34 protein-coding genes are annotated in these 19676 nt (G+C 67.2%); all 34 read left to right on the forward strand.

The window, feature by feature from the left end; genetic code table 11:
* Nucleotides 1-109 precede the first annotated feature (109 nt).
* Entirely contained in the window at nucleotides 110-1303 is a 1194-nt protein-coding gene (tuf, locus tag ACIA5D_RS10590; protein ID WP_396029629.1) for an elongation factor Tu, read from the forward strand.
* 323 nt (nucleotides 1304-1626) lie between these two features.
* Nucleotides 1627-1935, forward strand: a complete 309-nt coding sequence (rpsJ, locus tag ACIA5D_RS10595) for a 30S ribosomal protein S10 (RefSeq protein ID WP_007073037.1) — start codon at nucleotides 1627-1629, stop codon at nucleotides 1933-1935.
* Nucleotides 1936-1947: 12 nt separating this feature from the next.
* Nucleotides 1948-2598, forward strand: a complete 651-nt coding sequence (gene rplC / locus ACIA5D_RS10600; protein WP_396029630.1) for a 50S ribosomal protein L3 — start codon at nucleotides 1948-1950, stop codon at nucleotides 2596-2598.
* Nucleotides 2595-3245 (forward strand): 50S ribosomal protein L4, encoded by a 651-nt coding sequence (gene rplD / locus ACIA5D_RS10605; protein ID WP_396029631.1) that lies wholly within the window; start codon nucleotides 2595-2597, stop codon nucleotides 3243-3245. Before rplC ends, rplD begins: the two co-directional genes overlap by 4 nt.
* Nucleotides 3242-3544 (forward strand): 50S ribosomal protein L23, encoded by a 303-nt coding sequence (gene rplW, locus ACIA5D_RS10610; protein WP_396029632.1) that lies wholly within the window; start codon nucleotides 3242-3244, stop codon nucleotides 3542-3544. The genes rplD and rplW overlap by 4 nt, the downstream gene beginning before the upstream one ends.
* Nucleotides 3545-3557: 13 nt before the next feature.
* Nucleotides 3558-4397, forward strand: coding sequence for a 50S ribosomal protein L2 (gene rplB / locus ACIA5D_RS10615; RefSeq protein WP_020513589.1), 840 nt, complete (start codon nucleotides 3558-3560; stop codon nucleotides 4395-4397).
* A 15-nt stretch (nucleotides 4398-4412) separates the two neighbouring features.
* A complete protein-coding gene (gene rpsS / locus ACIA5D_RS10620; RefSeq protein ID WP_014440726.1) occupies nucleotides 4413-4694 on the forward strand; it encodes a 30S ribosomal protein S19 in 282 nt (93 codons plus the stop codon).
* 31 nt (nucleotides 4695-4725) lie between these two features.
* Nucleotides 4726-5208, forward strand: a complete 483-nt coding sequence (gene rplV, locus ACIA5D_RS10625; protein WP_396029633.1) for a 50S ribosomal protein L22 — start codon at nucleotides 4726-4728, stop codon at nucleotides 5206-5208.
* Nucleotides 5208-6119: a 30S ribosomal protein S3 gene (rpsC, locus tag ACIA5D_RS10630; protein ID WP_396029634.1), complete on the forward strand. Its 912-nt coding sequence runs from the start codon at nucleotides 5208-5210 to the stop codon at nucleotides 6117-6119. Before rplV ends, rpsC begins: the two co-directional genes overlap by 1 nt.
* A gap of 3 nt (nucleotides 6120-6122) precedes the next feature.
* Nucleotides 6123-6548, forward strand: a complete 426-nt coding sequence (gene rplP, locus ACIA5D_RS10635) for a 50S ribosomal protein L16 (protein ID WP_020513593.1) — start codon at nucleotides 6123-6125, stop codon at nucleotides 6546-6548.
* Nucleotides 6548-6781 carry a 50S ribosomal protein L29 gene (gene rpmC / locus ACIA5D_RS10640; RefSeq protein WP_396029635.1) on the forward strand — a complete coding sequence of 78 codons (234 nt, stop codon included), beginning with the start codon at nucleotides 6548-6550 and terminating at the stop codon, nucleotides 6779-6781. The genes rplP and rpmC overlap by 1 nt, the downstream gene beginning before the upstream one ends.
* Entirely contained in the window at nucleotides 6778-7053 is a 276-nt protein-coding gene (gene rpsQ, locus ACIA5D_RS10645; protein WP_030436513.1) for a 30S ribosomal protein S17, read from the forward strand. The genes rpmC and rpsQ overlap by 4 nt, the downstream gene beginning before the upstream one ends.
* A 94-nt stretch (nucleotides 7054-7147) precedes the next feature.
* Nucleotides 7148-7516: a 50S ribosomal protein L14 gene (rplN, locus tag ACIA5D_RS10650; RefSeq protein ID WP_014687766.1), complete on the forward strand. Its 369-nt coding sequence runs from the start codon at nucleotides 7148-7150 to the stop codon at nucleotides 7514-7516.
* A gap of 85 nt (nucleotides 7517-7601) precedes the next feature.
* A complete protein-coding gene (gene rplX / locus ACIA5D_RS10655; RefSeq protein ID WP_396029636.1) occupies nucleotides 7602-7916 on the forward strand; it encodes a 50S ribosomal protein L24 in 315 nt (104 codons plus the stop codon).
* The gene (gene rplE / locus ACIA5D_RS10660; protein WP_396029637.1) at nucleotides 7916-8479 is read left to right on the forward strand and encodes a 50S ribosomal protein L5; all 564 of its coding nucleotides are present in this window, start codon (nucleotides 7916-7918) and stop codon (nucleotides 8477-8479) included. The genes rplX and rplE overlap by 1 nt, the downstream gene beginning before the upstream one ends.
* A 2-nt stretch (nucleotides 8480-8481) precedes the next feature.
* The gene (locus ACIA5D_RS10665; protein WP_106130632.1) at nucleotides 8482-8667 is read left to right on the forward strand and encodes a type Z 30S ribosomal protein S14; all 186 of its coding nucleotides are present in this window, start codon (nucleotides 8482-8484) and stop codon (nucleotides 8665-8667) included.
* A gap of 117 nt (nucleotides 8668-8784) precedes the next feature.
* Nucleotides 8785-9192, forward strand: a complete 408-nt coding sequence (gene rpsH, locus ACIA5D_RS10670) for a 30S ribosomal protein S8 (protein WP_396029638.1) — start codon at nucleotides 8785-8787, stop codon at nucleotides 9190-9192.
* Nucleotides 9193-9206: 14 nt separating this feature from the next.
* Entirely contained in the window at nucleotides 9207-9746 is a 540-nt protein-coding gene (gene rplF, locus ACIA5D_RS10675) for a 50S ribosomal protein L6 (RefSeq protein ID WP_396029639.1), read from the forward strand.
* Nucleotides 9747-9754: 8 nt separating this feature from the next.
* Entirely contained in the window at nucleotides 9755-10138 is a 384-nt protein-coding gene (gene rplR, locus ACIA5D_RS10680; RefSeq protein WP_396030339.1) for a 50S ribosomal protein L18, read from the forward strand.
* Nucleotides 10139-10151: 13 nt separating this feature from the next.
* Complete coding sequence (gene rpsE, locus ACIA5D_RS10685; protein WP_396029640.1) at nucleotides 10152-10775, forward strand: 30S ribosomal protein S5; 624 nt, start codon at nucleotides 10152-10154, stop codon at nucleotides 10773-10775.
* Nucleotides 10775-10957, forward strand: a complete 183-nt coding sequence (gene rpmD, locus ACIA5D_RS10690; RefSeq protein ID WP_366153722.1) for a 50S ribosomal protein L30 — start codon at nucleotides 10775-10777, stop codon at nucleotides 10955-10957. The genes rpsE and rpmD overlap by 1 nt, the downstream gene beginning before the upstream one ends.
* Complete coding sequence (gene rplO / locus ACIA5D_RS10695) at nucleotides 10957-11400, forward strand: 50S ribosomal protein L15 (protein WP_396029641.1); 444 nt, start codon at nucleotides 10957-10959, stop codon at nucleotides 11398-11400. The genes rpmD and rplO overlap by 1 nt, the downstream gene beginning before the upstream one ends.
* Before the next feature lie 242 nt (nucleotides 11401-11642).
* A complete protein-coding gene (gene secY, locus ACIA5D_RS10700; protein ID WP_396029642.1) occupies nucleotides 11643-12989 on the forward strand; it encodes a preprotein translocase subunit SecY in 1347 nt (448 codons plus the stop codon).
* Nucleotides 12990-13063: 74 nt separating this feature from the next.
* Nucleotides 13064-13717 (forward strand): adenylate kinase, encoded by a 654-nt coding sequence (locus ACIA5D_RS10705; RefSeq protein ID WP_020513606.1) that lies wholly within the window; start codon nucleotides 13064-13066, stop codon nucleotides 13715-13717.
* A gap of 2 nt (nucleotides 13718-13719) precedes the next feature.
* On the forward strand, nucleotides 13720-14553 hold the full coding sequence (gene map / locus ACIA5D_RS10710) for a type I methionyl aminopeptidase (RefSeq protein ID WP_396029643.1): 834 nt from the start codon (nucleotides 13720-13722) through the stop codon (nucleotides 14551-14553).
* Nucleotides 14554-14603: 50 nt separating this feature from the next.
* Entirely contained in the window at nucleotides 14604-15062 is a 459-nt protein-coding gene (locus ACIA5D_RS10715) for a DUF1707 domain-containing protein (protein WP_396029644.1), read from the forward strand.
* Between the two features lie 12 nt (nucleotides 15063-15074).
* Entirely contained in the window at nucleotides 15075-15704 is a 630-nt protein-coding gene (locus tag ACIA5D_RS10720) for a DUF1707 domain-containing protein (protein WP_396029645.1), read from the forward strand.
* 240 nt (nucleotides 15705-15944) lie between these two features.
* On the forward strand, nucleotides 15945-16166 hold the full coding sequence (gene infA, locus ACIA5D_RS10725) for a translation initiation factor IF-1 (protein WP_007073013.1): 222 nt from the start codon (nucleotides 15945-15947) through the stop codon (nucleotides 16164-16166).
* Nucleotides 16167-16210: 44 nt separating this feature from the next.
* Nucleotides 16211-16327 (forward strand): 50S ribosomal protein L36, encoded by a 117-nt coding sequence (rpmJ, locus tag ACIA5D_RS10730; RefSeq protein ID WP_015619018.1) that lies wholly within the window; start codon nucleotides 16211-16213, stop codon nucleotides 16325-16327.
* Between the two features lie 155 nt (nucleotides 16328-16482).
* Nucleotides 16483-16863 (forward strand): 30S ribosomal protein S13, encoded by a 381-nt coding sequence (gene rpsM, locus ACIA5D_RS10735; RefSeq protein WP_203730196.1) that lies wholly within the window; start codon nucleotides 16483-16485, stop codon nucleotides 16861-16863.
* 17 nt (nucleotides 16864-16880) lie between these two features.
* A complete protein-coding gene (rpsK, locus tag ACIA5D_RS10740) occupies nucleotides 16881-17288 on the forward strand; it encodes a 30S ribosomal protein S11 (protein WP_020513613.1) in 408 nt (135 codons plus the stop codon).
* A 16-nt stretch (nucleotides 17289-17304) separates the two neighbouring features.
* Complete coding sequence (gene rpsD, locus ACIA5D_RS10745; protein WP_396029646.1) at nucleotides 17305-17931, forward strand: 30S ribosomal protein S4; 627 nt, start codon at nucleotides 17305-17307, stop codon at nucleotides 17929-17931.
* 89 nt (nucleotides 17932-18020) lie between these two features.
* Nucleotides 18021-19043, forward strand: coding sequence for a DNA-directed RNA polymerase subunit alpha (locus ACIA5D_RS10750; RefSeq protein ID WP_020513615.1), 1023 nt, complete (start codon nucleotides 18021-18023; stop codon nucleotides 19041-19043).
* 35 nt (nucleotides 19044-19078) lie between these two features.
* Complete coding sequence (gene rplQ / locus ACIA5D_RS10755; RefSeq protein WP_396029647.1) at nucleotides 19079-19660, forward strand: 50S ribosomal protein L17; 582 nt, start codon at nucleotides 19079-19081, stop codon at nucleotides 19658-19660.
* Nucleotides 19661-19676 lie beyond the last annotated feature (16 nt).

The raw sequence follows: 19676 nt of genomic DNA on the forward strand, positions 1-19676 counted from the left end.
GGCGCGTGTGGGTCGTCGAGGCCCGCACGCGCGCGAGCAGTCGACAGAGTCCCAGTCGCCTTATCGGGCGTGCCGGGCAAAGAAATGATCAGTCCACAGGAGGACACCAGTGGCGAAGGCGAAGTTCGAGCGGACTAAGCCGCACGTCAACATCGGCACCATTGGTCACATCGACCACGGTAAGACGACGCTGACTGCGGCCATCACCAAGGTCCTGCACGACCAGTACCCGGACCTGAACCCGTACACCCCGTTCGACGAGATCGACAAGGCGCCGGAGGAGAAGGCCCGCGGCATCACGATCTCGATCGCGCACGTCGAGTACCAGACCGCGACGCGTCACTACGCGCACGTGGACTGCCCCGGCCACGCCGACTACATCAAGAACATGATCACCGGTGCCGCGCAGATGGACGGCGCGATCCTGGTGGTCGCCGCGACCGACGGCCCGATGCCGCAGACCAAGGAGCACGTGCTCCTGGCCCGCCAGGTCGGCGTTCCGTACATCGTCGTGGCTCTGAACAAGTCGGACATGGTCGACGACGAGGAGCTCCTCGAGCTCGTCGAGCTCGAGGTTCGCGAGCTGCTCAGCACCTACGAGTTCCCGGGCGACGACCTGCCGGTCGTGCGCGTCTCGGCGCTGAAGGCGCTCGAGGGCGACGCTGAGTGGACCGAGCGGCTCATGGAGCTCATGAACGCGGTCGACACCGCGATCCCGCAGCCCGAGCGTGACACCGAGAAGCCGTTCCTCATGCCCATCGAGGACGTCTTCACGATCACCGGTCGTGGCACCGTGGTCACGGGCCGCGCCGAGCGTGGCATCCTCAAGCCGAACGAGGAGGTCGAGATCGTGGGCATCCGCGAGAAGTCGACCAAGACCGTTTGCACCGGCATCGAGATGTTCCGCAAGCTGCTCGACGAGGCCCGCGCGGGTGAGAACGTCGGTCTGCTGCTCCGCGGCATCAAGCGCGAGGACGTCGAGCGCGGCATGGTCGTGGTCAAGCCCGGCACGAGCACCCCGCACACGGAGTTCGAGGGCCAGGTCTACATCCTCTCCAAGGAGGAGGGCGGCCGGCACACCCCGTTCTTCCAGAACTACCGTCCTCAGTTCTACTTCCGCACCACGGACGTCACCGGCGTCGTCACGCTGCCCGAGGGCACCGAGATGGTCATGCCGGGCGACTCCACCAGCATGTCGGTCAAGCTGATCCAGCCGATCGCCATGGAGCAGGGCCTGAAGTTCGCGATCCGCGAGGGTGGCCGCACCGTCGGCGCCGGCACGGTCACGAAGATCAACGTCTGAGCAGGCATACCCCGATTAGCGTTGTCGGAGACAATCCGGCATACTAGTCAGGTTGCGTCCGCGCGGGGTGGTTGGCTGCCGTCCGATTTTCTTTGAAGATCTGGCGCCAACCACCCTCGCCGGGTGTCCGGGTGTGTCTTTTATGCCCGCCCGGCACTCCAGATCCCCGTGATCGAGTTGCTTGATAAAGGCTGCATAGCGACAGCAGGCGCGACACGCCCGACCGCGGGGGTCGGACAACGCAGGATCGACGGTCCTGCGGGCATGCGAGAGTCACCCGCTCTCGCACGTAGCGGCATCGAGAGAAGGAAACAGAAGCCACCATGGCGGGACAGAAGATCCGCATCCGGCTCAAGGCCTATGACCACGAGGTCGTCGACTCCTCGGCGCGGAAGATCGTGGAGACGGTGACGCGTACCGGGGCGCAGGTTGCTGGCCCGGTGCCGCTGCCCACAGAGATCAACCGTTTCTGCGTGATCCGTTCGCCGCACAAGTACAAGGACTCGCGCGAGCACTTCGAGATGCGCACGCACAAGCGGCTGATCGACATCATCGACCCGACTCCGAAGACGGTCGACTCGCTCATGCGCCTCGACCTGCCGGCTGGCGTCGACATCGAGATCAAGCTGTAGGGATCCGGACTAATGGACAGGCAAGTAAAGGGGATCCTGGGCGCCAAGCTCGGCATGACCCAGGTCTGGGACAACAACAGGGTCGTCCCGGTGACCGTGGTGCAGGCCGGCCCTTGTGTCGTGACCCAGGTCCGTACCGATGACAAGGACGGCTACAGCGCCGTCCAGCTGGCGTACGGCAAGATCGACCCGCGCAAGGTCAACAAGCCGGAGAGCGGTCACTACGCCAAGGCCGGTGTGTCGCCGCGGCGCCACCTCGTGGAGCTGCGCACCACCGACGCCGGGGAGTACGAGCTCGGCCAGGAGGTCACCGTCGAGGCGTTCGAGGTCGGCTCGCCGATCGACGTCACCGGTAAGACCAAGGGCAAGGGCTTCGCCGGCGTTATGAAGCGGCACGGCTTCCATGGCCTCAAGTCGAGCCACGGTGTCGAGCGCAAGCACCGCTCGCCCGGCTCCATCGGCGCCTGCGCGACCCCGGGTCGCGTCTTCAAGGGCGTCCGGATGGCCGGCCGGATGGGCGGCCGCCGCTTCACCGTGCAGAACCTGACCGTGCAGGCGGTGGACACCGAGAACAACCTGATCCTGGTCAGGGGCGCGGTGCCCGGTCCCAAGGGCGCGCTGATCCTGGTCCGCACCGCCGCGAAGAAGGGCGGTGCCAAGTGACTTCGGTTGACGTGATCAACGCCGAGGGCGCCAAGGCGGGCTCGGTCGAGCTGCCTGGCGACATCTTCGACGTGCAGGCCAACATCCCGCTGATGCACCAGGTCGTCGTGGCCCAGCTCGCGGCCGCGCGTCAGGGCACGGCCAAGGCCAAGACGCGGGGCGAGGTCGCCGGTGGCGGCAAGAAGCCCTACAAGCAGAAGGGCACCGGTCGCGCCCGTCAGGGCTCGATCCGCGCGCCGCAGTTCACCGGCGGTGGCGTCGTGCACGGTCCCGTGCCGCGCGACTACAGCCAGCGGACCCCCAAGAAGATGAAGGCCGCCGCCCTGCGTGGCGCCCTCTCCGACCGGGCCCGCGACGGCCGGGTGCACGTGGTCGAGGCGTTCGTCGCCGGCGAGACGCCGTCGACCAAGGCCGCGATCGCGACCCTGCGCAAGGCGACCGAGTCGAAGAAGGTCCTGGTCGTTCTCAGCGGCACCGACGAGCTGAACTGGCTCTCGCTGCGCAACGAGACGACCGTGCACCTGATCGAGGCTGGTCAGCTGAACACGTACGACGTGCTGGTCGCCGACGAGGTGGTCTTCACCAAGGACGCTCTCGACGAGTTCCTGGGCGTGCCGGCCGAGGCCTCCGAGGAGGGCGACAAGTGACCACGATCCCCGACCCGCGCGACATCATCGTCGCGCCCGTCGTCTCCGAGAAGAGCTACAGCGTTCTCGACCAGAACTGGTACACGTTCCTCGTCGACCCGGACGCGAACAAGACCCAGATCAAGATCGCGATCCAGCAGATCTTCAACGTGCGCGTGCTGACGGTGAACACCGCGAACCGCCAGGGCAAGCGCAAGCGCACCCGGACGGGCTTCGGTCAGCGCAAGGCGACCAAGCGCGCGATGGTCAAGCTGGCTGACGGTGACCGTATCGAGGCCTTCGGCGGCCCGGTCAGCTAAGGGGTGTAAATCAATGGCTATCCGTAAGTACAAGCCGACCACGCCGGGCCGTCGCGGTTCCAGCGTCGCCGACTTCGCCGAGATCACCCGGTCGACGCCGGAGAAGTCTCTGCTGGTTCCGCTGCCCAAGAAGGGCGGCCGCAACGTCCACGGCCGGATCACCACCCGGCACCAGGGCGGTGGCCACAAGCGGCAGTACCGGCTGATCGACTTCAAGCGGGTCGACAAGGACGGCGTGCCGGCCAAGGTCGCGCACATCGAGTACGACCCGAACCGCACCTCCCGCATTGCACTGCTGCACTACGCCGACGGTGAGAAGCGCTACATCCTCGCGCCGAAGGACCTGAACCAGGGCGACGCGGTGGAGTCGGGTCCGGGCGCGGACATCAAGCCGGGGAACAACCTGCCCCTGCGCAACATCCCGGTCGGTACGACGGTCCACGGTGTGGAGCTTCGTCCCGGCGGTGGCGCCAAGCTGGCCCGCTCGGCCGGTGTCGGTATCCAGCTGCTCGGCCGTGAAGGCGCGTACGCCACGCTGCGTATGCCTTCCGGTGAGATCCGCCGGGTCGACATCCGTTGCCGCGCGACGGTCGGCGAGATCGGCAATGCCGAACAGTCGAACATCAACTGGGGCAAGGCCGGCCGCATGCGCTGGAAGGGCAAGCGCCCGACCGTCCGCGGTGTCGCCATGAACCCGATCGACCACCCGCACGGTGGTGGTGAGGGTAAGACCTCCGGTGGTCGCCACCCGGTCAACCCGGCTGGTAAGCCCGAGGGCCGTACCCGCCGCAAGGGCCAGGAGAGCGACAAGCTGATCGTTCGCCGCCGCTACGCCACCCGCAAGCGCGGGTAACGGGAGTAGAAGAAGATGCCTCGCAGCCTGAAGAAGGGCCCGTTCGTCGACGACCACCTGATCAAGAAGGTGGAAGTCCAGAACGAGAAGAACTCGAAGAACGTCATCAAGACCTGGTCGCGACGCTCGACGATCATTCCCGACATGCTCGGGCACACGATCGCCGTGCACGACGGGCGCAAGCACGTCCCGGTGTTCATCACCGAGGCCATGGTCGGGCACAAGCTCGGTGAGTTCGCTCTGACCCGCACGTTCAAGGGTCACGAGAAGGACGACCGCAAGAGCCGTCGTCGCTAGTCAGTCCACGGACAAGAAAGGGGTCACAGCGATGTCAGTAAAGAACGATGCTCCGGCGCTTCCGGGCAGTCGTGCGGTTGCGAAGCACGTCCGCATCTCGCCGAGCAAGGCACGCCGTGTCGTCAACCTCGTCCGCGGACTGCCCGCGAAGGAGGCTCTGACGGTCCTGCAGTTCGCGCCGCAGGCGGCGAGCGAGCAGGTCTACAAGGTGCTCGCGAGCGCGATCGCGAACGCGGAGAACAACGAGCGGCTGGACCCCGACGCGCTCCTCGTCAGCGAGGCGTTCGTCGACGAGGGTCCGACCCTCAAGCGGTTCCGTCCGCGGGCGCAGGGCCGGGCCTACCGGATCCGTAAGCGCACTTGCCACATCACGATCGCCGTCGAGGCGGTCCAGGTCGCACGGCCGGCCAAGAAGGCCGCCGCTGCGAAGAAGGCGACGCCGGCCAAGAAGGCCGCGCCGGCGGCTGCTTCATCGCCGGAGGCACAGCCCCAGACCACGGAGGAGTCCGAGTAATGGGTCAGAAGGTTCACCCCACCGGATTCCGGCTCGGCATCTCCACCGACTGGAAGTCCCGTTGGTTCGCAGACAAGCTTTACAAGGACTACATCGGCGAAGATGTGAAAATTCGCCGGATGATGTCCAAAGGGCTTGAGCGGGCCGGCATCTCCAAGGTGGACATCGAGCGCACCCGTGACCGGGTTCGCGTCGACATTCACACCGCCCGGCCGGGCATCGTCATCGGCCGTAAGGGCGCGGAGGCCGACCGGATCCGCGGCGAGCTCGAGAAGCTCACCGGCAAGCAGGTCCAGCTGAACATCCTCGAGGTGAAGAGCCCCGAATCGGACGCTCAGCTGGTCGCGCAGGGTGTCGCCGAGCAGCTGTCCTCCCGGGTCAGCTTCCGCCGGGCGATGCGCAAGGCCATGCAGTCGGCCATGAAGAACCCGATCTGCAAGGGCATCCGGGTGCAGGTCTCCGGCCGTCTCGGCGGCGCGGAGATGAGCCGCACGGAGTTCTACCGTGAGGGTCGCGTTCCGCTGCACACGCTGCGGGCCAACATCGAGTACGGCTTCTTCGAGGCCCGTACCACGTTCGGCCGCATCGGTGTGAAGGTCTGGATCTACAAGGGCGACGCCGTGCCGGGTCGTGAGGCCGTCCAGGAGGCGCCCGCGCGTCCCCGTCGCGACCGTTCCGACCGTCCCGAGCGTCCGCGCCGTGGCCGTTCCGGCTCGTCCGGCACGACCGCCGGCGGGACCGAGGCCGGCCGGGCTGCCCAGCAGGCCGCCGCGAACGCCGAGGCGAACGCTGCGCCCCAGACCGCTGGGCCTCAGACCGCTGGGCCTCAGACCGCTGGGCCTCAGACCGCTGGGCCTCAGAACGACAGCGCCGCTGCTCCGGCCGCGGCCGAGACGCAGCAGGAGGGCTGACCCATGCTGATGCCGCGTAAGCCCCCGAAGGGCTTCCGCAAGCCGCACCACCCGGACCGCCACGGCGCGTCCAAGGGCGGCAACCGGGTCGTCTTCGGCGAGTTCGGTATTCAAGCGCTGGAGCCCGCGTACGTGACCAACCGGCAGATCGAGTCGGCTCGTATCGCGATGACCCGCCACATCAAGCGTGGCGGCAAGGTCTGGATCTCGGTCTTCCCGGACCAGGCCCTGACCAAGAAGCCGGCCGAAACCCGGATGGGTTCCGGCAAGGGCTCTCCCGAGTGGTGGGTGGCGAACGTCAAGCCGGGCCGCATTCTCTTCGAGATGTCGTTCCCGAACGAGACGATCGCGCGCGAGGCGATGCGCCGTGCGATCCACAAGCTCCCGATGAAGTGCCGCATCGTTACGCGCGAAGTGGGTGAAAGCTGATGGCAGCGGGCGTTAAGGCTTCCGAGCTGCGCGAGCTCTCCGAAGAGGAGTTGACCTCGCGTCTGCGGGAGGCCAAGGCGGAGCTGTTCAATCTTCGCGTGCAGGGCGCGACCGGCCAGCTCGACAATCATCGTCGGCTGCAGGTCGTCCGCAAGGACATCGCGAAGATCTATACGATCATGCGTGAACGTGAGCTGGGGCTCTCGGTTGCGCCGGATGAGGTGACCGCATGAGTGACGAGAGCACGACCCCGGTTCGCGCGACCCGCAAGGTTCGCGAGGGCCTGGTGGTCAGCGACAAGATGGACAAGACCGTCGTCGTCGAGGTCGAGGACCGCGTCAAGCACGCGCTTTACGGCAAGGTTCTGCGGCGCACCCGCAAGCTCAAGGTGCACGACGAGCAGAACGCGTGCGGTATCGGCGACCGGGTCCTCCTGATGGAGACCCGTCCGCTCTCCGCCACCAAGCGGTGGCGGGTCGTGGAGATCCTCGAAAAGGCCAAGTGAATGCGTCGGGCCGGCCCCGGCCGGCCCGACGGACCAGCGTTCCGCCAAGCTTCGCCCACTCGTGGCGAAGAACTGGCAGACATAGGAGACCCCAGTGATCCAGCAGGAGTCGCGACTGCGTGTCGCCGACAACACGGGTGCGCGCGAGATTCTGTGCATCCGCGTGCTCGGTGGCTCCGGCCGCCGCTACGCGAGCATCGGCGACGTCATCGTGGCCACGGTCAAGGACGCCATCCCCGGCGCCGGTGTGAAGAAGGGTGACGTCGTCAAGGCGGTCATCGTCCGCACCAGCAAGGAGCGGCGGCGCCCGGACGGCTCGTACATCCGCTTCGACGAGAACGCCGCCGTCATCATCAAGGACGGCGGGGACCCCCGCGGCACCCGCATCTTCGGCCCGGTCGGCCGCGAGCTGCGCGACAAGCGGTTCATGAAGATCATCAGCCTGGCGCCGGAGGTGCTCTGACCGTGAACGAGCGGAGCGAGCGAACCATTCGGCACAGCAATCGGTCTTGGGCCGGTCAGCGCGACGGTATGACGGAGGCCGTGGCATGAAGATCAAAAAAGGCGACACGGTCGTCGTCATCGCGGGCAGGGACAAGGGCGCCAAGGGCAAGGTCATTGCGGCCTACCCGCGTCAGGACAAGCTCCTGGTCGAGGGCGTCAACCGCGTCAAGAGGCACGAGCGCATCCGTACGACGCAGCGTGGTTCGAAGACCGGCGGCATCGTGACCCAGGAAGCCCCGATCCACATCTCCAACGTGCAGATCTTGGATGACCAGGGCAAGCCGACCCGGATCGGCTACCGGATCGACGAGAACGGCCAGAAGGTCCGCATCGCACGTACGACCGGTAAGGAACTCTGATGACTGCCCCTACCAAGACGCTGCCGCGCCTGAAGCAGAAGTACCGCAGCGAGGTCATCGCCGCGCTTCAGGAGCAGTACAAGTACGGCAACCCCATGCAGGTTCCCGGCCTGGTGAAGGTCGTCGTGAACATGGGTGTTGGCGAGGCCGCCCGCGACGCCAAGCTGATCGACGGCGCCGTGCGTGACCTGACCACCATCACCGGTCAGAAGCCGCTGGTGCGGCGCGCGACCAAGTCCATCGCGCAGTTCAAGCTGCGTGAGGGCATGCCGATCGGCGCGAAGGTCACCCTGCGCAACGACCGGATGTGGGAGTTCATGGACCGGCTGCTGTCCATCGCGCTGCCGCGTATCCGCGACTTCCGCGGCCTGGACGGCAAGAAGCTTGACGGCCACGGCAACTACACGTTCGGCCTGACCGAGCAGTCGGTGTTCCACGAGATCGATCAGGACCGGATCGACCGCACGCGGGGCATGGACATCACGGTGGTCACCACGGCCGATACCGACGACGAGGGCCGGGCGCTGCTCAAGCTCCTGGGCTTCCCGTTCAAGGAGAACTGAGCATGGCTAAGAAGGCGCTGATCCTGAAGGCTGCCGCGAAGCCGAAGTTCGCTGTGCGCGCGTACACCCGTTGCCAGCGTTGTGGCCGGCCGCACTCGGTCTACCGCAAGTTCGGCCTCTGCCGGGTGTGCATCCGGGAGATGGCTCACCGCGGTGAGCTCCCGGGCGTGTCGAAGGCTTCCTGGTAACCCCATCCAACCGCCCCACCGCCGCCCTTGAGCGGACTGAAGGCTGGTCTGAGATACCGCTTCGCCGTAGGCCCGGGATCCCCTGGGAACCCCGGCGAGAAAGGTTGACGAATACCCATGACGATGACGGACCCGATCGCAGACATGCTGACGCGTCTGCGTAACGCCAACCAGGCGTACCACGACAAGGTGACCATGCCCTTCTCGAAGATCAAGGCGAACATCGCCGAGGTCCTCAAGGCCGAGGGTTACATCGCCGCCTGGGCGGCCGAGGAGCCCGAGGAAGGCGCCGTCGGCAGGCGTCTGGTCGTTGAGCTCAAGTACGGCCAGAACCGCGAGCGTAGCCTCGCCGGCATCAAGCGCGTTTCCAAGCCCGGTCTTCGGGTTTACGCCAAGTCCGACGAGCTCCCGCGGGTGCTCGGCGGCCTGGGCGTCGCGATCATTTCGACGTCCCAGGGGCTGCTGACCGACAAGCAGGCCCGCAAGCGGAGCGTTGGCGGGGAAGTCCTCGCCTTCGTCTGGTAACTGGAGACTCAGACATGTCGCGAATCGGACGTAAGTCGATCCCGGTCCCGGCCGGCGTCGACGTCACCATCTCGGGCCAGACCGTCAAGGTCAAGGGCCCCAAGGGCGAGCTCTCGCACACCGTCGCCGCGCCGATCACGGTCGAGCGCGAGGGTGCCGAGCTGCACGTCAACCGCCCCAACGACGAGCGCAAGGCCAAGGAACTGCACGGCCTCTCGCGTACCCTGGTCGCCAACATGATTGTCGGCGTCACCGAGGGCTACAAGAAGACGCTCGAGATCAACGGCACCGGTTACCGCGTGACCGCCAAGGGCAAGGACCTCGAGTTCGCCCTGGGCTTCTCGCACCCGGTCAACGTGGTCCCGCCGGCCGGCATCACCTTCTCGGTGGAGCGGCCGACGCAGTTCACGGTCGCCGGCATCGACAAGCAGCTGGTCGGCGAGGTCGCCGCCAACATCCGGAAGATCCGCCCGCCGGAGCCGTACAAGGGCAAGGGCGTCAAGTACCAGGGCGAGGTCATCCGCCGCAAGGCTGGAAAGGCAGGTAAGAAGTGACCGCCACGCTGCTCAAGCGCCGCAACGGCGGCGGTGTCGCCGCCAAGCGTGCCGTGGGGAAGGCGCGCCGGCACTTCCGGGTCCGCAAGAACGTCCGCGGCACCGCCGAGCGTCCCCGTCTCGTCGTCACCCGGTCCACGCGGCACATCTCCGCGCAGATCATCGACGACCTCAAGGGCCACACGCTGGTTTCGGCCTCCACCCTCGACGCCTCCGTGCGGGGCGGGGAGGGTGACAAGAGCGTCCTGGCCGGCAAGGTCGGCGCGCTCCTCGCCGAGCGGGCCAAGGCCGCGGGCGTTTCCAAGGTCGTCTTCGACCGCGGTGGCAACAAGTACGCGGGGCGGATCGCCGCGCTGGCGACCGCCGCCCGTGAAGCCGGACTCGAGTTCTAGGAGGAATTGACCAATGCCTGGTCAGCAGCGCCGAGGCGGCGGGTCCGGCGGTAACACCGAGGGTGGCAACCGCCGGGACAACCGCCGTGAGGGCGGCCGCGGCAACGCGCCCGTCGAGAAGACCCCGCATCTCGAGCGGGTCGTCGCGATCAACCGTGTCGCCAAGGTCGTCAAGGGCGGTCGTCGCTTCAGCTTCACCGCTCTGGTGATCGTGGGCGACGGCGACGGCACCGTCGGCATCGGCTACGGAAAGGCCAAGGAGGTGCCCGCGGCCATCGCCAAGGGCGTCGAGGAGGCCAAGAAGCACTTCTTCAAGGTTCCGCGGATCGGTGCGACCATTCCGCACCCGATCACCGGTGAGGCGGCCGCGGGTGTCGTGCTGCTCAAGCCGGCCTCCGCCGGTACCGGCGTCATCGCCGGTGGCCCGGTGCGTGCCGTGCTGGAGTGCGCGGGCATCCACGACGTGCTCTCGAAGAGCCTCGGCTCGTCGAACCCGATCAACATCGTGCACGCGACGGTGGCCGCGCTGAAGGGCCTCGAGTCGCCGGAGCAGGTCGCGGCTCGCCGTGGCCTGCCGGTCGAGGACGTGGCGCCGGCGGCCATGCTGGCGGCGCGTGCGGAAGCGGCGGTGCGCTGATGGCTCGCTTGAAGGTCACCCAGACCCGGTCCGGTATCGGTCGCAAACAGAACCAGCGCGACTCGCTGCGTTCGCTCGGCCTGAAGCGGATCAACGATGTGGTGGTCAAGGAGGACCGTCCCGAGATTCGGGGCATGATCTTCGCCGTGAGCCACCTCGTGACTGTTGAGGAGGTCGAGTAATGGCGATCAAGGTCCACCACCTCCGCCCGGCACCCGGAGCCAAGACCGCGAAGACCCGTGTGGGTCGCGGTGAGGGCTCCAAGGGCAAGACCGCCGGTCGCGGTACCAAGGGCACGAAGGCCCGTTACCAGGTTCCGGCCCGGTTCGAGGGTGGGCAGATGCCCATTCACATGCGCCTGCCGAAGCTCAAGGGCTTCAAGAACAAGAACAAGGTCGTCTTCCAGGTCGTCAACCTGGACCGCCTCGCCGAGCTTTTCCCCAACGGCGGCGAGGTCGGCCCGCTGGAGCTGGTCGAGGCCGGCGCGGTCCGCAAGGGCCAGCTGGTCAAGGTCCTCGGCTCCGGCGAGCTGGGCGGCGTGTCGCTGACCATCTCGGCGCACGCGTTCAGCGAGTCGGCCAAGGAGAAGATCGCAGCCGCCGGTGGTTCCACCACCGAGCTGTGAGGCTTGTGGGGGTGCTCGCCCGGGCGCCGAAGAAACGCGTCGCCCGGGCAGCATCCCCTTTGTGGCGTCTGACCAGCCATTTCTCGCGGCTGCTTGATGCCTACCCGCAGTGAGCCCTACCGTGACTCACTGCACCGCTCCAAGACTGTTAGAGTCCGTTCCCAGCTAGGGATATCGGTCGTCCGGACCGATGCCGTCCCCCACCCGCCGGACACGGCGGCACCTCGCGCAGGAGGAAGAAGTTGCTCTCCGCCTTTACCAGTGCGTTCCGGACGCCTGACCTGCGCAAGAAACTGCTGTTCACAGTTGCGATCATCGCGCTGTACCGGCTGGGAGCCACCTTGCCCAGCCCTGGTGTGTCCTACACCAATGTGCAGACGTGTCTGAAAGCGGTGAACGACGCCAACGCCGGCGGCGGTGTACTGAACCTGTTGAACTTGTTCTCAGGTGGCGCGCTCCTGCACCTGTCGGTCTTCGCGCTCGGCATCATGCCGTACATCACCGCGTCGATCATCCTGCAGCTGCTCACCGTCGTGATCCCCCGCCTCGAGCAGCTCCGCAAGGAGGGCCAGTCCGGCCAGGCGAAGATCACCCAGTACACCCGGTACCTGACGCTTGGCCTCGCAGTTCTTCAGTCCTCGGCGTTCGTCGCGCTCGCGCGCACCGGTCAGCTGTTCGGCAACGCTTGCGATCAGACCGACCCCTCGATGCAGATCATCCCGGAGAACACCGGGCTGCCGATGTGGCTCACGCTCAGCATCCTGGTTCTGACCATGACCGCCGGCACCGGCGTGGTGATGTGGCTCGGTGAGCTCATCACCGACCGCGGCGTCGGCAACGGCATGTCGGTCCTGATCTTCACCTCGATCGCGGCCCGCCTCCCCGGCGAGGGCTGGACGATCAAGGAGTCGAGCGGCGTCGGCAAGTTCCTGCTCGTCATCGGCCTGGTCCTGATCATCATCGGCCTGGTCGTCTTCATCGAGCAGGCCCAGCGGCGTATCCCGGTGCAGTACGCGAAGCGCATGATCGGCCGCCGGATGTACGGCGGCACCTCGACCTACATCCCCCTCAAGGTCAACCAGGCCGGTGTCGTCCCGGTGATCTTCGGATCGTCGCTGCTCTACCTGCCGCAGCTGTACCTGCAGTTCTTCGACCAGAACAACCTCAAGGGCTATCAGGTCTGGATCCAGAAGTGGCTCGCCGACCCGACGAGCACGCTCTACATCGGCGTCTACTTCCTGCTGATCATCTTCTTCACGTACTTCTACGTCTCGATCACGTTCAACCCGACCGAGGTCGCGGACAACATGAAGAAGTACGGCGGTTTCGTGCCGGGCATCCGCCCGGGCAAGCCGACCGCCGACTACCTGGACTTCATCCTCAGCCGGATCACCCTGGCGGGGGCGCTCTACCTGGCCATCATCTCGGTTCTGCCGAACTTCTTCTTCATCTGGCTGAACCAGCAGCAGTACCAGAACTTCCCGTTCGGTGGTACTGCGGTGCTGATCATGGTGGGCGTGGGTCTGGAGACCGTGAAGCAGATCGAGAGCCAGCTCATGCAGCGCAACTACGAAGGGTTCCTCCGGTAGTGGGGACGCGGAGCCGGGGGGCTCATGCGTCGGCGGTATGCGTGGCTCGTTCTCACCGAAGCGAGGCGATGTAGGTGCGGCTGGTACTGGTGGGCCCTCCAGGGGCCGGCAAGGGGACCCAGGCTGAGTTCATCGCCGCGCACCTGGCCGTACCGAAGATCTCGACCGGTGACATCTTCCGGGCGAACGTCTCGCAGGGCACGCCGCTGGGCGTGGAGGCCAAGCGGTACATGGACGCCGGCCAGCTGGTTCCGGACGAGGTGACCATCAACATGGTCCGGGACCGGCTCGCCGAGCCCGACGCCGGCGACGGCTTCCTGCTCGACGGCTTTCCGCGCACGGTGCCGCAGGCGTCGGCGCTGGACAAGCTGCTGGCCGACCTCGGCACCGCGCTCGACCTGGTGATGGAACTCGTGGTCGACGACGACGAGGTCATCCGGCGGCTCTCGGGCCGCCGGACCTGTCGCGGCTGCGGCAAGATCTGGCACGTCGAGTTCGACCCCACCAGCAAGGAGAACATCTGCGACCGCTGCGGGTCGGAGCTGTTCCAGCGGGACGACGACAAGGCCGAGACGATCGCCAACCGGCTGGTCGAGTACGCCGAGAAGACCGCGCCGCTGGTCGACTTCTTCGGCGCGCAGGGCAAGCTGGTAGGAATAGACGCGACCGGCCCGGTCGAGGACGTCACGGTGCGCGCCATCGACGCCCTGCGGTCGTACGGGGGCTGACCATGCGCCGCCCCCAGCTGGACATTCAGCTGAAGACCCCCGAGCAGATCGAGAAGATGCGCGGCGCCGGCCTGGTCGTAGCCGCCGCGCTGGATGCGATGCGGGACGCGATCGCGCCCGGTGTCTCCACGGCCGACCTCGACGCCATCGCCGAGAAGGTGATCCGCGACGCCGGGGCCATCCCCTCGTTCAAGGGCTACCACGGCTTCCCGGCGTCGATCTGCGCCTCGGTCAACGAGCAGGTCGTGCACGGCATCCCGCGACCCGACCAGGTGCTCGCCGAGGGCGACCTGATCTCGCTGGACTGCGGCGCCATCCTGGAGGGCTGGCACGGCGACTCGGCGATCACGGTGGGCGTCGGCGAGACCGACCCGGCGCTGATCAAGATGGCCGAGGTCGCCGAGGACGCGATGTGGGCCGGCATCGCCGCGGCCGCGCGTGGCGCCGCCAACGGGCGGGGCCGGCTGACCGACATCTCGTTCAACGTCGAGAAGGCGGTCCGCAAGGCCGGGCGCTACGGCATCGTCGACGGTTACGGCGGGCACGGGATCGGCACCGAGATGCACCAGGACCCGCACGTGCTCAACCACGGCAAGCCGGGCAAGGGCGTGAAGCTGGTGCCCGGCCTGTGCCTTGCGATCGAGCCGATGATCACCACGGGCTCGCCGCGGACGGTCGAGCTCTCCGACGGCTGGACCGTGATCACCCGGGACCGGTCGAAGGCGGCGCACGTCGAGCACACCATGTGCCTGCTCGAGGACGGCGTGTGGGTGACCACCGCGGTCGACGGCGGCCGCGCCCGCCTCGGCGACCTCGTGACGGCCCGCCAACCCTGACCCTGACCCGGCGCTGGCCGTCGTTGTGTGCGTCGGGCATGCTGGGACGCATGGGGCGGGAGGACATGCGGGCCGGCGACAGTGATCGCAAGGCCGTGGCGGAACAGCTCAAGTCGGCGCTCGACGAGGGGCGGCTCGACCTGAGCGAGTACGACGAGCGGCTGCAGCGGACGTACGCGGCGAAGACCTACGCCGATCTGGACGGTCTGCTGGACGACCTGCCCGGCACGGTGCCCGTGCGGCATTCTCAGATCCAGCCTGCGGCCCCAGCGGCGCCCGTCGGTGTACCGGTCAACCCCCCGCACTCCCCGGGCCGTCAGATGGCTCAGTGGGTGGGTCCGTACGCCGGCGTCATCCTGGTCTGCACCCTGATCTGGCTGATCACCAGCATCAGCTCCGGGCACCTCCAGTACTTCTGGCCGGTCTGGATGCTGATCCCGCTGGTCCTCGGCGTCTTCGGCCAGTGGTTCGGCGACGGCGGCCGCCGAGATCGCCGTCGTCGTCGCTGAGGCCGGGTTGCCATGGCTGACGACGGCCGGAAGCAGATGCGGGCCGCCGACGCCGACCGTCAGCAGGTCGCCGACCAGCTGCGCACGGCGCTCGAGGAGGGCCGGCTCGATCTCGCCGAATTCGACGAGCGCCTGCGTGACGCGTACGCGGCGAAGACCTATGGCGATCTCGACCGCTTGCTGACCGACCTGCCGAACGCCGCTCCCATCGTCCCCGCCCCGCCGCCGGCGGCGATCGAACAGCGAGAAGGCGCCAACCGCGCCTGGCTGGGGCACGTCTGGGGACCTTGGGTCAAGGTGCTCGCGTTCTTCACGCTGATCTGGGCGCTCGGCTGGATCTTCTCGAGCGAGCCGGTCTTCTACTGGCCGGTCTGGATCGTGGGGCCGTGGGGCGTGGTGCTGGTGGTGCGCACGATCGGCGGCCTGGCCTCCGGCGAGCCGGGCAAGCACGCTCGGGAAGAGGAGCACCGCCGGCGCCTGCGGGAGCACCGGCACGAGCGCAAGATGCTGTACCGGCAGGCGATCGCGAACGGCGAGCTGCCGAGGAACCCCAGCAAGGAGCAGCGGAAGGCGTTCATCGCAGAGGCGACGGCGCGGGGCGAACTGCCGCCGAAACCGCGAAGGCCGACCATCGGCGGGTGATAAGGCGGGACTTGTCCGATTTCTGGGCCCGGCGACACACCCGACCTCGGGTCAGGGCGACCTCGGTTTGGCGTGCGAATCCGGCCCGCGTACACTGGCTAGCTGGCGCGCAGCGTCCACTCCCGCATGTCCTCAGCGCTTCGAGGGCGGCGGGTGCCGCGGCTGGTCCAAGTCGTCGCCGACGGCTTGGGTATGACGTTGCATGCTAGCCCCGAACCCCAGTGTCAGGTAGCGGAGGACATGCCCAAGAAAGACGGAGCCATCGAGATCGAGGGCCGAGTGATCGAGCCCCTGCCGAACGCCATGTTCCGCGTGGAGCTCGCCAATGGTCACAAGGTACTAGCGCACATCTCAGGCAAGATGCGGCAGCACTACATCCGCATCCTTCCCGAGGACCGAGTCGTCGTCGAGCTGTCGCCGTACGACCTGACCCGGGGACGCATCGTCTACCGCTACAAGTAGCAGGGGCGGGGGATGTCCCGTCCGAATGAGAGTTAAGGCAAACCGTGAAGGTCAAGCCGAGCGTCAAGCGGATCTGCAACAACTGCCGGGTCATCCGGCGGCACGGCCGCGTCATGGTCATCTGTAAGACCGACGCGCGCCACAAGCAGCGCCAGGGCTGAGTCCCCGGGTTTCGCTGCCGGATCCGGCACCGAACAAGCTCGTCCCAGCCGTTTCTCGAAACGGCGACACCCCCGGCTCGGAGGCCGGGGCCCGCCCGGGCAGGCGGGAGGGGAGGGCACAGACCTCCGAACGATTTCGAGGAGTACGCCCACTTATGGCTCGACTCGTCGGCGTCGATCTTCCCCGCGACAAGCGGATGGAGATCGCGCTCACCTACATCTACGGGATCGGTCGCACTCGTTCCGTCGAGGCGCTGACCGCTACCGCGATTGACCTGAACAAGCGCGCCAAAGACCTCACGGACGAGGAGCTGGTTCAGCTCCGCGAATACATCGAGGGCAATTTCAAGGTTGAAGGTGACCTTCGCCGCGAGGTCGCCGCGGACATCCGACGCAAGGTCGAAATCGGCTGCTACGCCGGCATCCGCCACCGCCGGGGCCTCCCCGTGCGGGGTCAGCGCACCAGGACCAACGCGCGTACGCGCAAGGGTCCGAAGCGCACTGTCGCTGGTAAGAAGAAGCCGGGTCGGAAGTAATAGGAGCGCACTGACTTATGCCACCGAAGGCACGCGCAGGGGCCGCAGTAAAGAAGGTCCGGCGCAAGGAACGCAAGAACGTCGCCCACGGGCAGGCGCACATCAAGAGCACCTTCAACAACACCATCGTGTCGATCACCGACCCGACCGGTGCGGTCATTTCCTGGGCCTCTTCCGGCCAGGTGGGCTTCAAGGGCTCCCGCAAGTCGACCCCGTTCGCCGCGCAGCTGGCCGCCGAGGCCGCCGCTCGCCGGGCGATGGAGCACGGCATGCGCAAGGTCGACGTGTTCGTCAAGGGCCCCGGCTCCGGCCGGGAGACCGCGATCCGTTCGCTGCAGGCCGCGGGCCTCGAGGTCGGCCAGATCGCCGACGTCACGCCCCAGCCGCACAACGGTTGCCGTCCGCCGAAGCGTCGTCGGGTCTGAGGGAGATCTAGGAACAATGGCTCGTTACACAGGTGCGGACTGCAAGCGCTGCCGCCGCGAGAAGATGAAGCTGTTCCTCAAGGGCAGCAAGTGCGATGGGCCGAAGTGCCCGTTCGAGTCGCGTCCCTTCCCGCCCGGCCAGCACGGCCGCGGCCGCACGAAGGAGACCGAGTACCTGCTCCAGCACCGCGAGAAGCAGAAGGCCCGCCGCGTCTACGGCGTGCTCGAGAAGCAGTTCCGCGGTTACTACGAGGAGGCTGTCACCAAGCCCGGCAAGACCGGTGAGGTGCTGCTGCAGATCCTCGAGTCGCGTCTCGACAACGTCGTCTACCGGGCCGGCCTCGCGCAGTCCCGGGACATGGCCCGGCAGCTGGTCAAGCACGGCCACTTCCTGGTCAACGGCGTGAAGGTCGACATCCCGTCGTACCGCGTCAAGGAGCACGACATCGTCACGACCCGCGAGAAGTCGAAGGAGATGACCCCCTTCGTCGTCGCGCAGGCCCAGGCCGGCTCACGTGCGGTTCCGGCGTGGCTCGAGCCCATCCCCAGCGAGATGAAGATCCTCGTGCACTCGCTCCCGTCCCGTGCGGTCATCGACACGCAGGTCCAGGAGCAGCTGATCGTCGAGCTCTACTCCAAGTAGCGCTCTGCCCGGGGGTGTCATCCGACGCCCCCGGGTGCATCAACGGACGGCCATCAAATAGTGGGTGGCCTGACAGAAAGAAGAAACGCGTGCTCATCAGCCAGCGGCCGACCCTCTCGGAGGAGTCGCTCTCGGAGACCCGCTCCCGGTTCACCATCGAGCCTCTGGAGCCGGGCTTCGGCTACACCCTCGGCAACTCGCTGCGCCGGACCCTGCTGTCGTCCATCCCGGGCGCGGCGGTGACCAGCATCAAGATCGACGGCGTCCTGCACGAGTTCACCACGATCCCCGGTGTCAAGGAGGACGTGGTCGAGCTGGTCATGAACGTCAAGGAGCTCACCGTCAGCTCCGAGCACGACGAGCCGGTCAGCATGTACCTGCGCAAGCAGGGCCCGGGCGACGTCACCGCCGGTGACATCCAGCCCCCGGCCGGCGTCTCCGTGCACAACCCCGACCTCAAGCTGGCCACCCTGAACAGCAAGGGCCGGCTCGACATGGAGCTCACCGTCGAGCGGGGCCGTGGCTACGTCACGGCGGCGCAGAACAAGAACACCGGCGCCGAGATCGGCCGCATCCCGGTCGACTCGATCTACTCGCCGGTCATGAAGGTGACCTACCGCGTCGAGGCGACCCGTGTCGAGCAGCGCACCGACTTCGACCGCCTGATCATCGACGTCGAGTCGAAGGCGTCCATCTCGCCCCGCACCGCGCTGGCGTCGGCCGGCTCGACCCTCGTCGAGCTGTTCGGTCTCTGCCGCGAGCTGGACGAGACCGCCGAGGGCATCGACATCGGCCCCTCGCCGCAGGATGCGCAGCTCGCCGCCGATCTGGCCCTGCCGATCGAGGAGCTGGACCTCACTGTCCGGTCGTACAACTGCCTCAAGCGCGAGGGCATCAACAGCGTGGGCGAGTTGATAGGGCGTACGGAAGCCGATCTTCTCGATATAAGGAATTTCGGTCAGAAGTCCATCGACGAGGTCAAGATGAAGCTCGCCGGAATGGGCCTGGGCCTCAAGGACAGCGCGCCGTCCTTCGACCCGGCGCACGTCGTGGATTCGTTCGGCGACGTGGACTACGACACCGACGACTACCGCGAGACCGAGCAGCTGTAAGCTCGGCCACCTTGCCATAACAAGGAGCATCCGAAATGCCCACGCCCACCAAGGGTCCCCGCCTCGGCGGCAGCCCGGCGCACGAGAAGCTGATCCTGGCCAACCTGGCCACGGAGCTCTTCCGGCACGGGAAGATCAAGACCACCGAGACGAAGGCCAAGCGGCTGCGCCCGCTGGCTGAGCAGCTCATCACGAAGGCCAAGCGCGGCGACCTGCACTCCCGCCGCCGGGTGCTGACCGTCGTGAAGGACAAGGACGTCGTGTACGCCCTGTTCGAGCAGATCGCTCCGCGGTACGGCAACCGGCCGGGCGGCTACACCCGCATCACCAAGACCGGCCCGCGCAAGGGCGACGCCGCTCCGATGGCCGTCATCGAGCTGGTCGAGGAGCTTCAGGTCGCCGCCACCACGGCGCCGGCCAAGAAGACGGCCCGCAAGGCCGCCGCGCAGCAGGACAAGGTCGAGGCGCTGGCCCGCGAGGACGAGGCGCCCGCCGCCGCGGCCGACGAGCCAGCTGCCGACGAGGCCGCTGCCGACGAGCCCGCCGTCGCGGACGACAAGGTCGAGGCCGTCGCCGACGACAAGACCGAGGACAAGGCCGAGGAAGACAAGGCCTGATCCCCGCAGCAACAGC

The organism is Actinoplanes sp. NPDC051513, assembly GCF_044454685.1.
GTDB lineage: Bacteria > Actinomycetota > Actinomycetes > Mycobacteriales > Micromonosporaceae > Actinoplanes.

What these genes read in the sequence shown, in the direction of transcription:
- rpsJ (WP_007073037.1), top strand. Translation starts at nt 1,627, where the DNA reads ATGGCGGGACAGAAGATCCGCATCCGGCTCAAGGCCTATGACCACGAG.
- rplC (WP_396029630.1), top strand. Translation starts at nt 1,948, where the DNA reads ATGGACAGGCAAGTAAAGGGGATCCTGGGCGCCAAGCTCGGCATGACC.
- rplB (WP_020513589.1), top strand. Translation starts at nt 3,558, where the DNA reads ATGGCTATCCGTAAGTACAAGCCGACCACGCCGGGCCGTCGCGGTTCC.
- rpsS (WP_014440726.1), top strand. Translation starts at nt 4,413, where the DNA reads ATGCCTCGCAGCCTGAAGAAGGGCCCGTTCGTCGACGACCACCTGATC.
- rplV (WP_396029633.1), top strand. Translation starts at nt 4,726, where the DNA reads ATGTCAGTAAAGAACGATGCTCCGGCGCTTCCGGGCAGTCGTGCGGTT.
- rpsC (WP_396029634.1), top strand. Translation starts at nt 5,208, where the DNA reads ATGGGTCAGAAGGTTCACCCCACCGGATTCCGGCTCGGCATCTCCACC.
- rplP (WP_020513593.1), top strand. Translation starts at nt 6,123, where the DNA reads ATGCTGATGCCGCGTAAGCCCCCGAAGGGCTTCCGCAAGCCGCACCAC.
- rpmC (WP_396029635.1), top strand. Translation starts at nt 6,548, where the DNA reads ATGGCAGCGGGCGTTAAGGCTTCCGAGCTGCGCGAGCTCTCCGAAGAG.
- rpsQ (WP_030436513.1), top strand. Translation starts at nt 6,778, where the DNA reads ATGAGTGACGAGAGCACGACCCCGGTTCGCGCGACCCGCAAGGTTCGC.
- rplX (WP_396029636.1), top strand. Translation starts at nt 7,602, where the DNA reads ATGAAGATCAAAAAAGGCGACACGGTCGTCGTCATCGCGGGCAGGGAC.
- rplE (WP_396029637.1), top strand. Translation starts at nt 7,916, where the DNA reads ATGACTGCCCCTACCAAGACGCTGCCGCGCCTGAAGCAGAAGTACCGC.
- ACIA5D_RS10665 (WP_106130632.1), top strand. Translation starts at nt 8,482, where the DNA reads ATGGCTAAGAAGGCGCTGATCCTGAAGGCTGCCGCGAAGCCGAAGTTC.
- rpsH (WP_396029638.1), top strand. Translation starts at nt 8,785, where the DNA reads ATGACGATGACGGACCCGATCGCAGACATGCTGACGCGTCTGCGTAAC.
- rplF (WP_396029639.1), top strand. Translation starts at nt 9,207, where the DNA reads ATGTCGCGAATCGGACGTAAGTCGATCCCGGTCCCGGCCGGCGTCGAC.
- rpsE (WP_396029640.1), top strand. Translation starts at nt 10,152, where the DNA reads ATGCCTGGTCAGCAGCGCCGAGGCGGCGGGTCCGGCGGTAACACCGAG.
- rpmD (WP_366153722.1), top strand. Translation starts at nt 10,775, where the DNA reads ATGGCTCGCTTGAAGGTCACCCAGACCCGGTCCGGTATCGGTCGCAAA.
- rplO (WP_396029641.1), top strand. Translation starts at nt 10,957, where the DNA reads ATGGCGATCAAGGTCCACCACCTCCGCCCGGCACCCGGAGCCAAGACC.
- map (WP_396029643.1), top strand. Translation starts at nt 13,720, where the DNA reads ATGCGCCGCCCCCAGCTGGACATTCAGCTGAAGACCCCCGAGCAGATC.
- ACIA5D_RS10715 (WP_396029644.1), top strand. Translation starts at nt 14,604, where the DNA reads ATGGGGCGGGAGGACATGCGGGCCGGCGACAGTGATCGCAAGGCCGTG.
- ACIA5D_RS10720 (WP_396029645.1), top strand. Translation starts at nt 15,075, where the DNA reads ATGGCTGACGACGGCCGGAAGCAGATGCGGGCCGCCGACGCCGACCGT.
- infA (WP_007073013.1), top strand. Translation starts at nt 15,945, where the DNA reads ATGCCCAAGAAAGACGGAGCCATCGAGATCGAGGGCCGAGTGATCGAG.
- rpsM (WP_203730196.1), top strand. Translation starts at nt 16,483, where the DNA reads ATGGCTCGACTCGTCGGCGTCGATCTTCCCCGCGACAAGCGGATGGAG.
- rpsK (WP_020513613.1), top strand. Translation starts at nt 16,881, where the DNA reads ATGCCACCGAAGGCACGCGCAGGGGCCGCAGTAAAGAAGGTCCGGCGC.
- rpsD (WP_396029646.1), top strand. Translation starts at nt 17,305, where the DNA reads ATGGCTCGTTACACAGGTGCGGACTGCAAGCGCTGCCGCCGCGAGAAG.
- rplQ (WP_396029647.1), top strand. Translation starts at nt 19,079, where the DNA reads ATGCCCACGCCCACCAAGGGTCCCCGCCTCGGCGGCAGCCCGGCGCAC.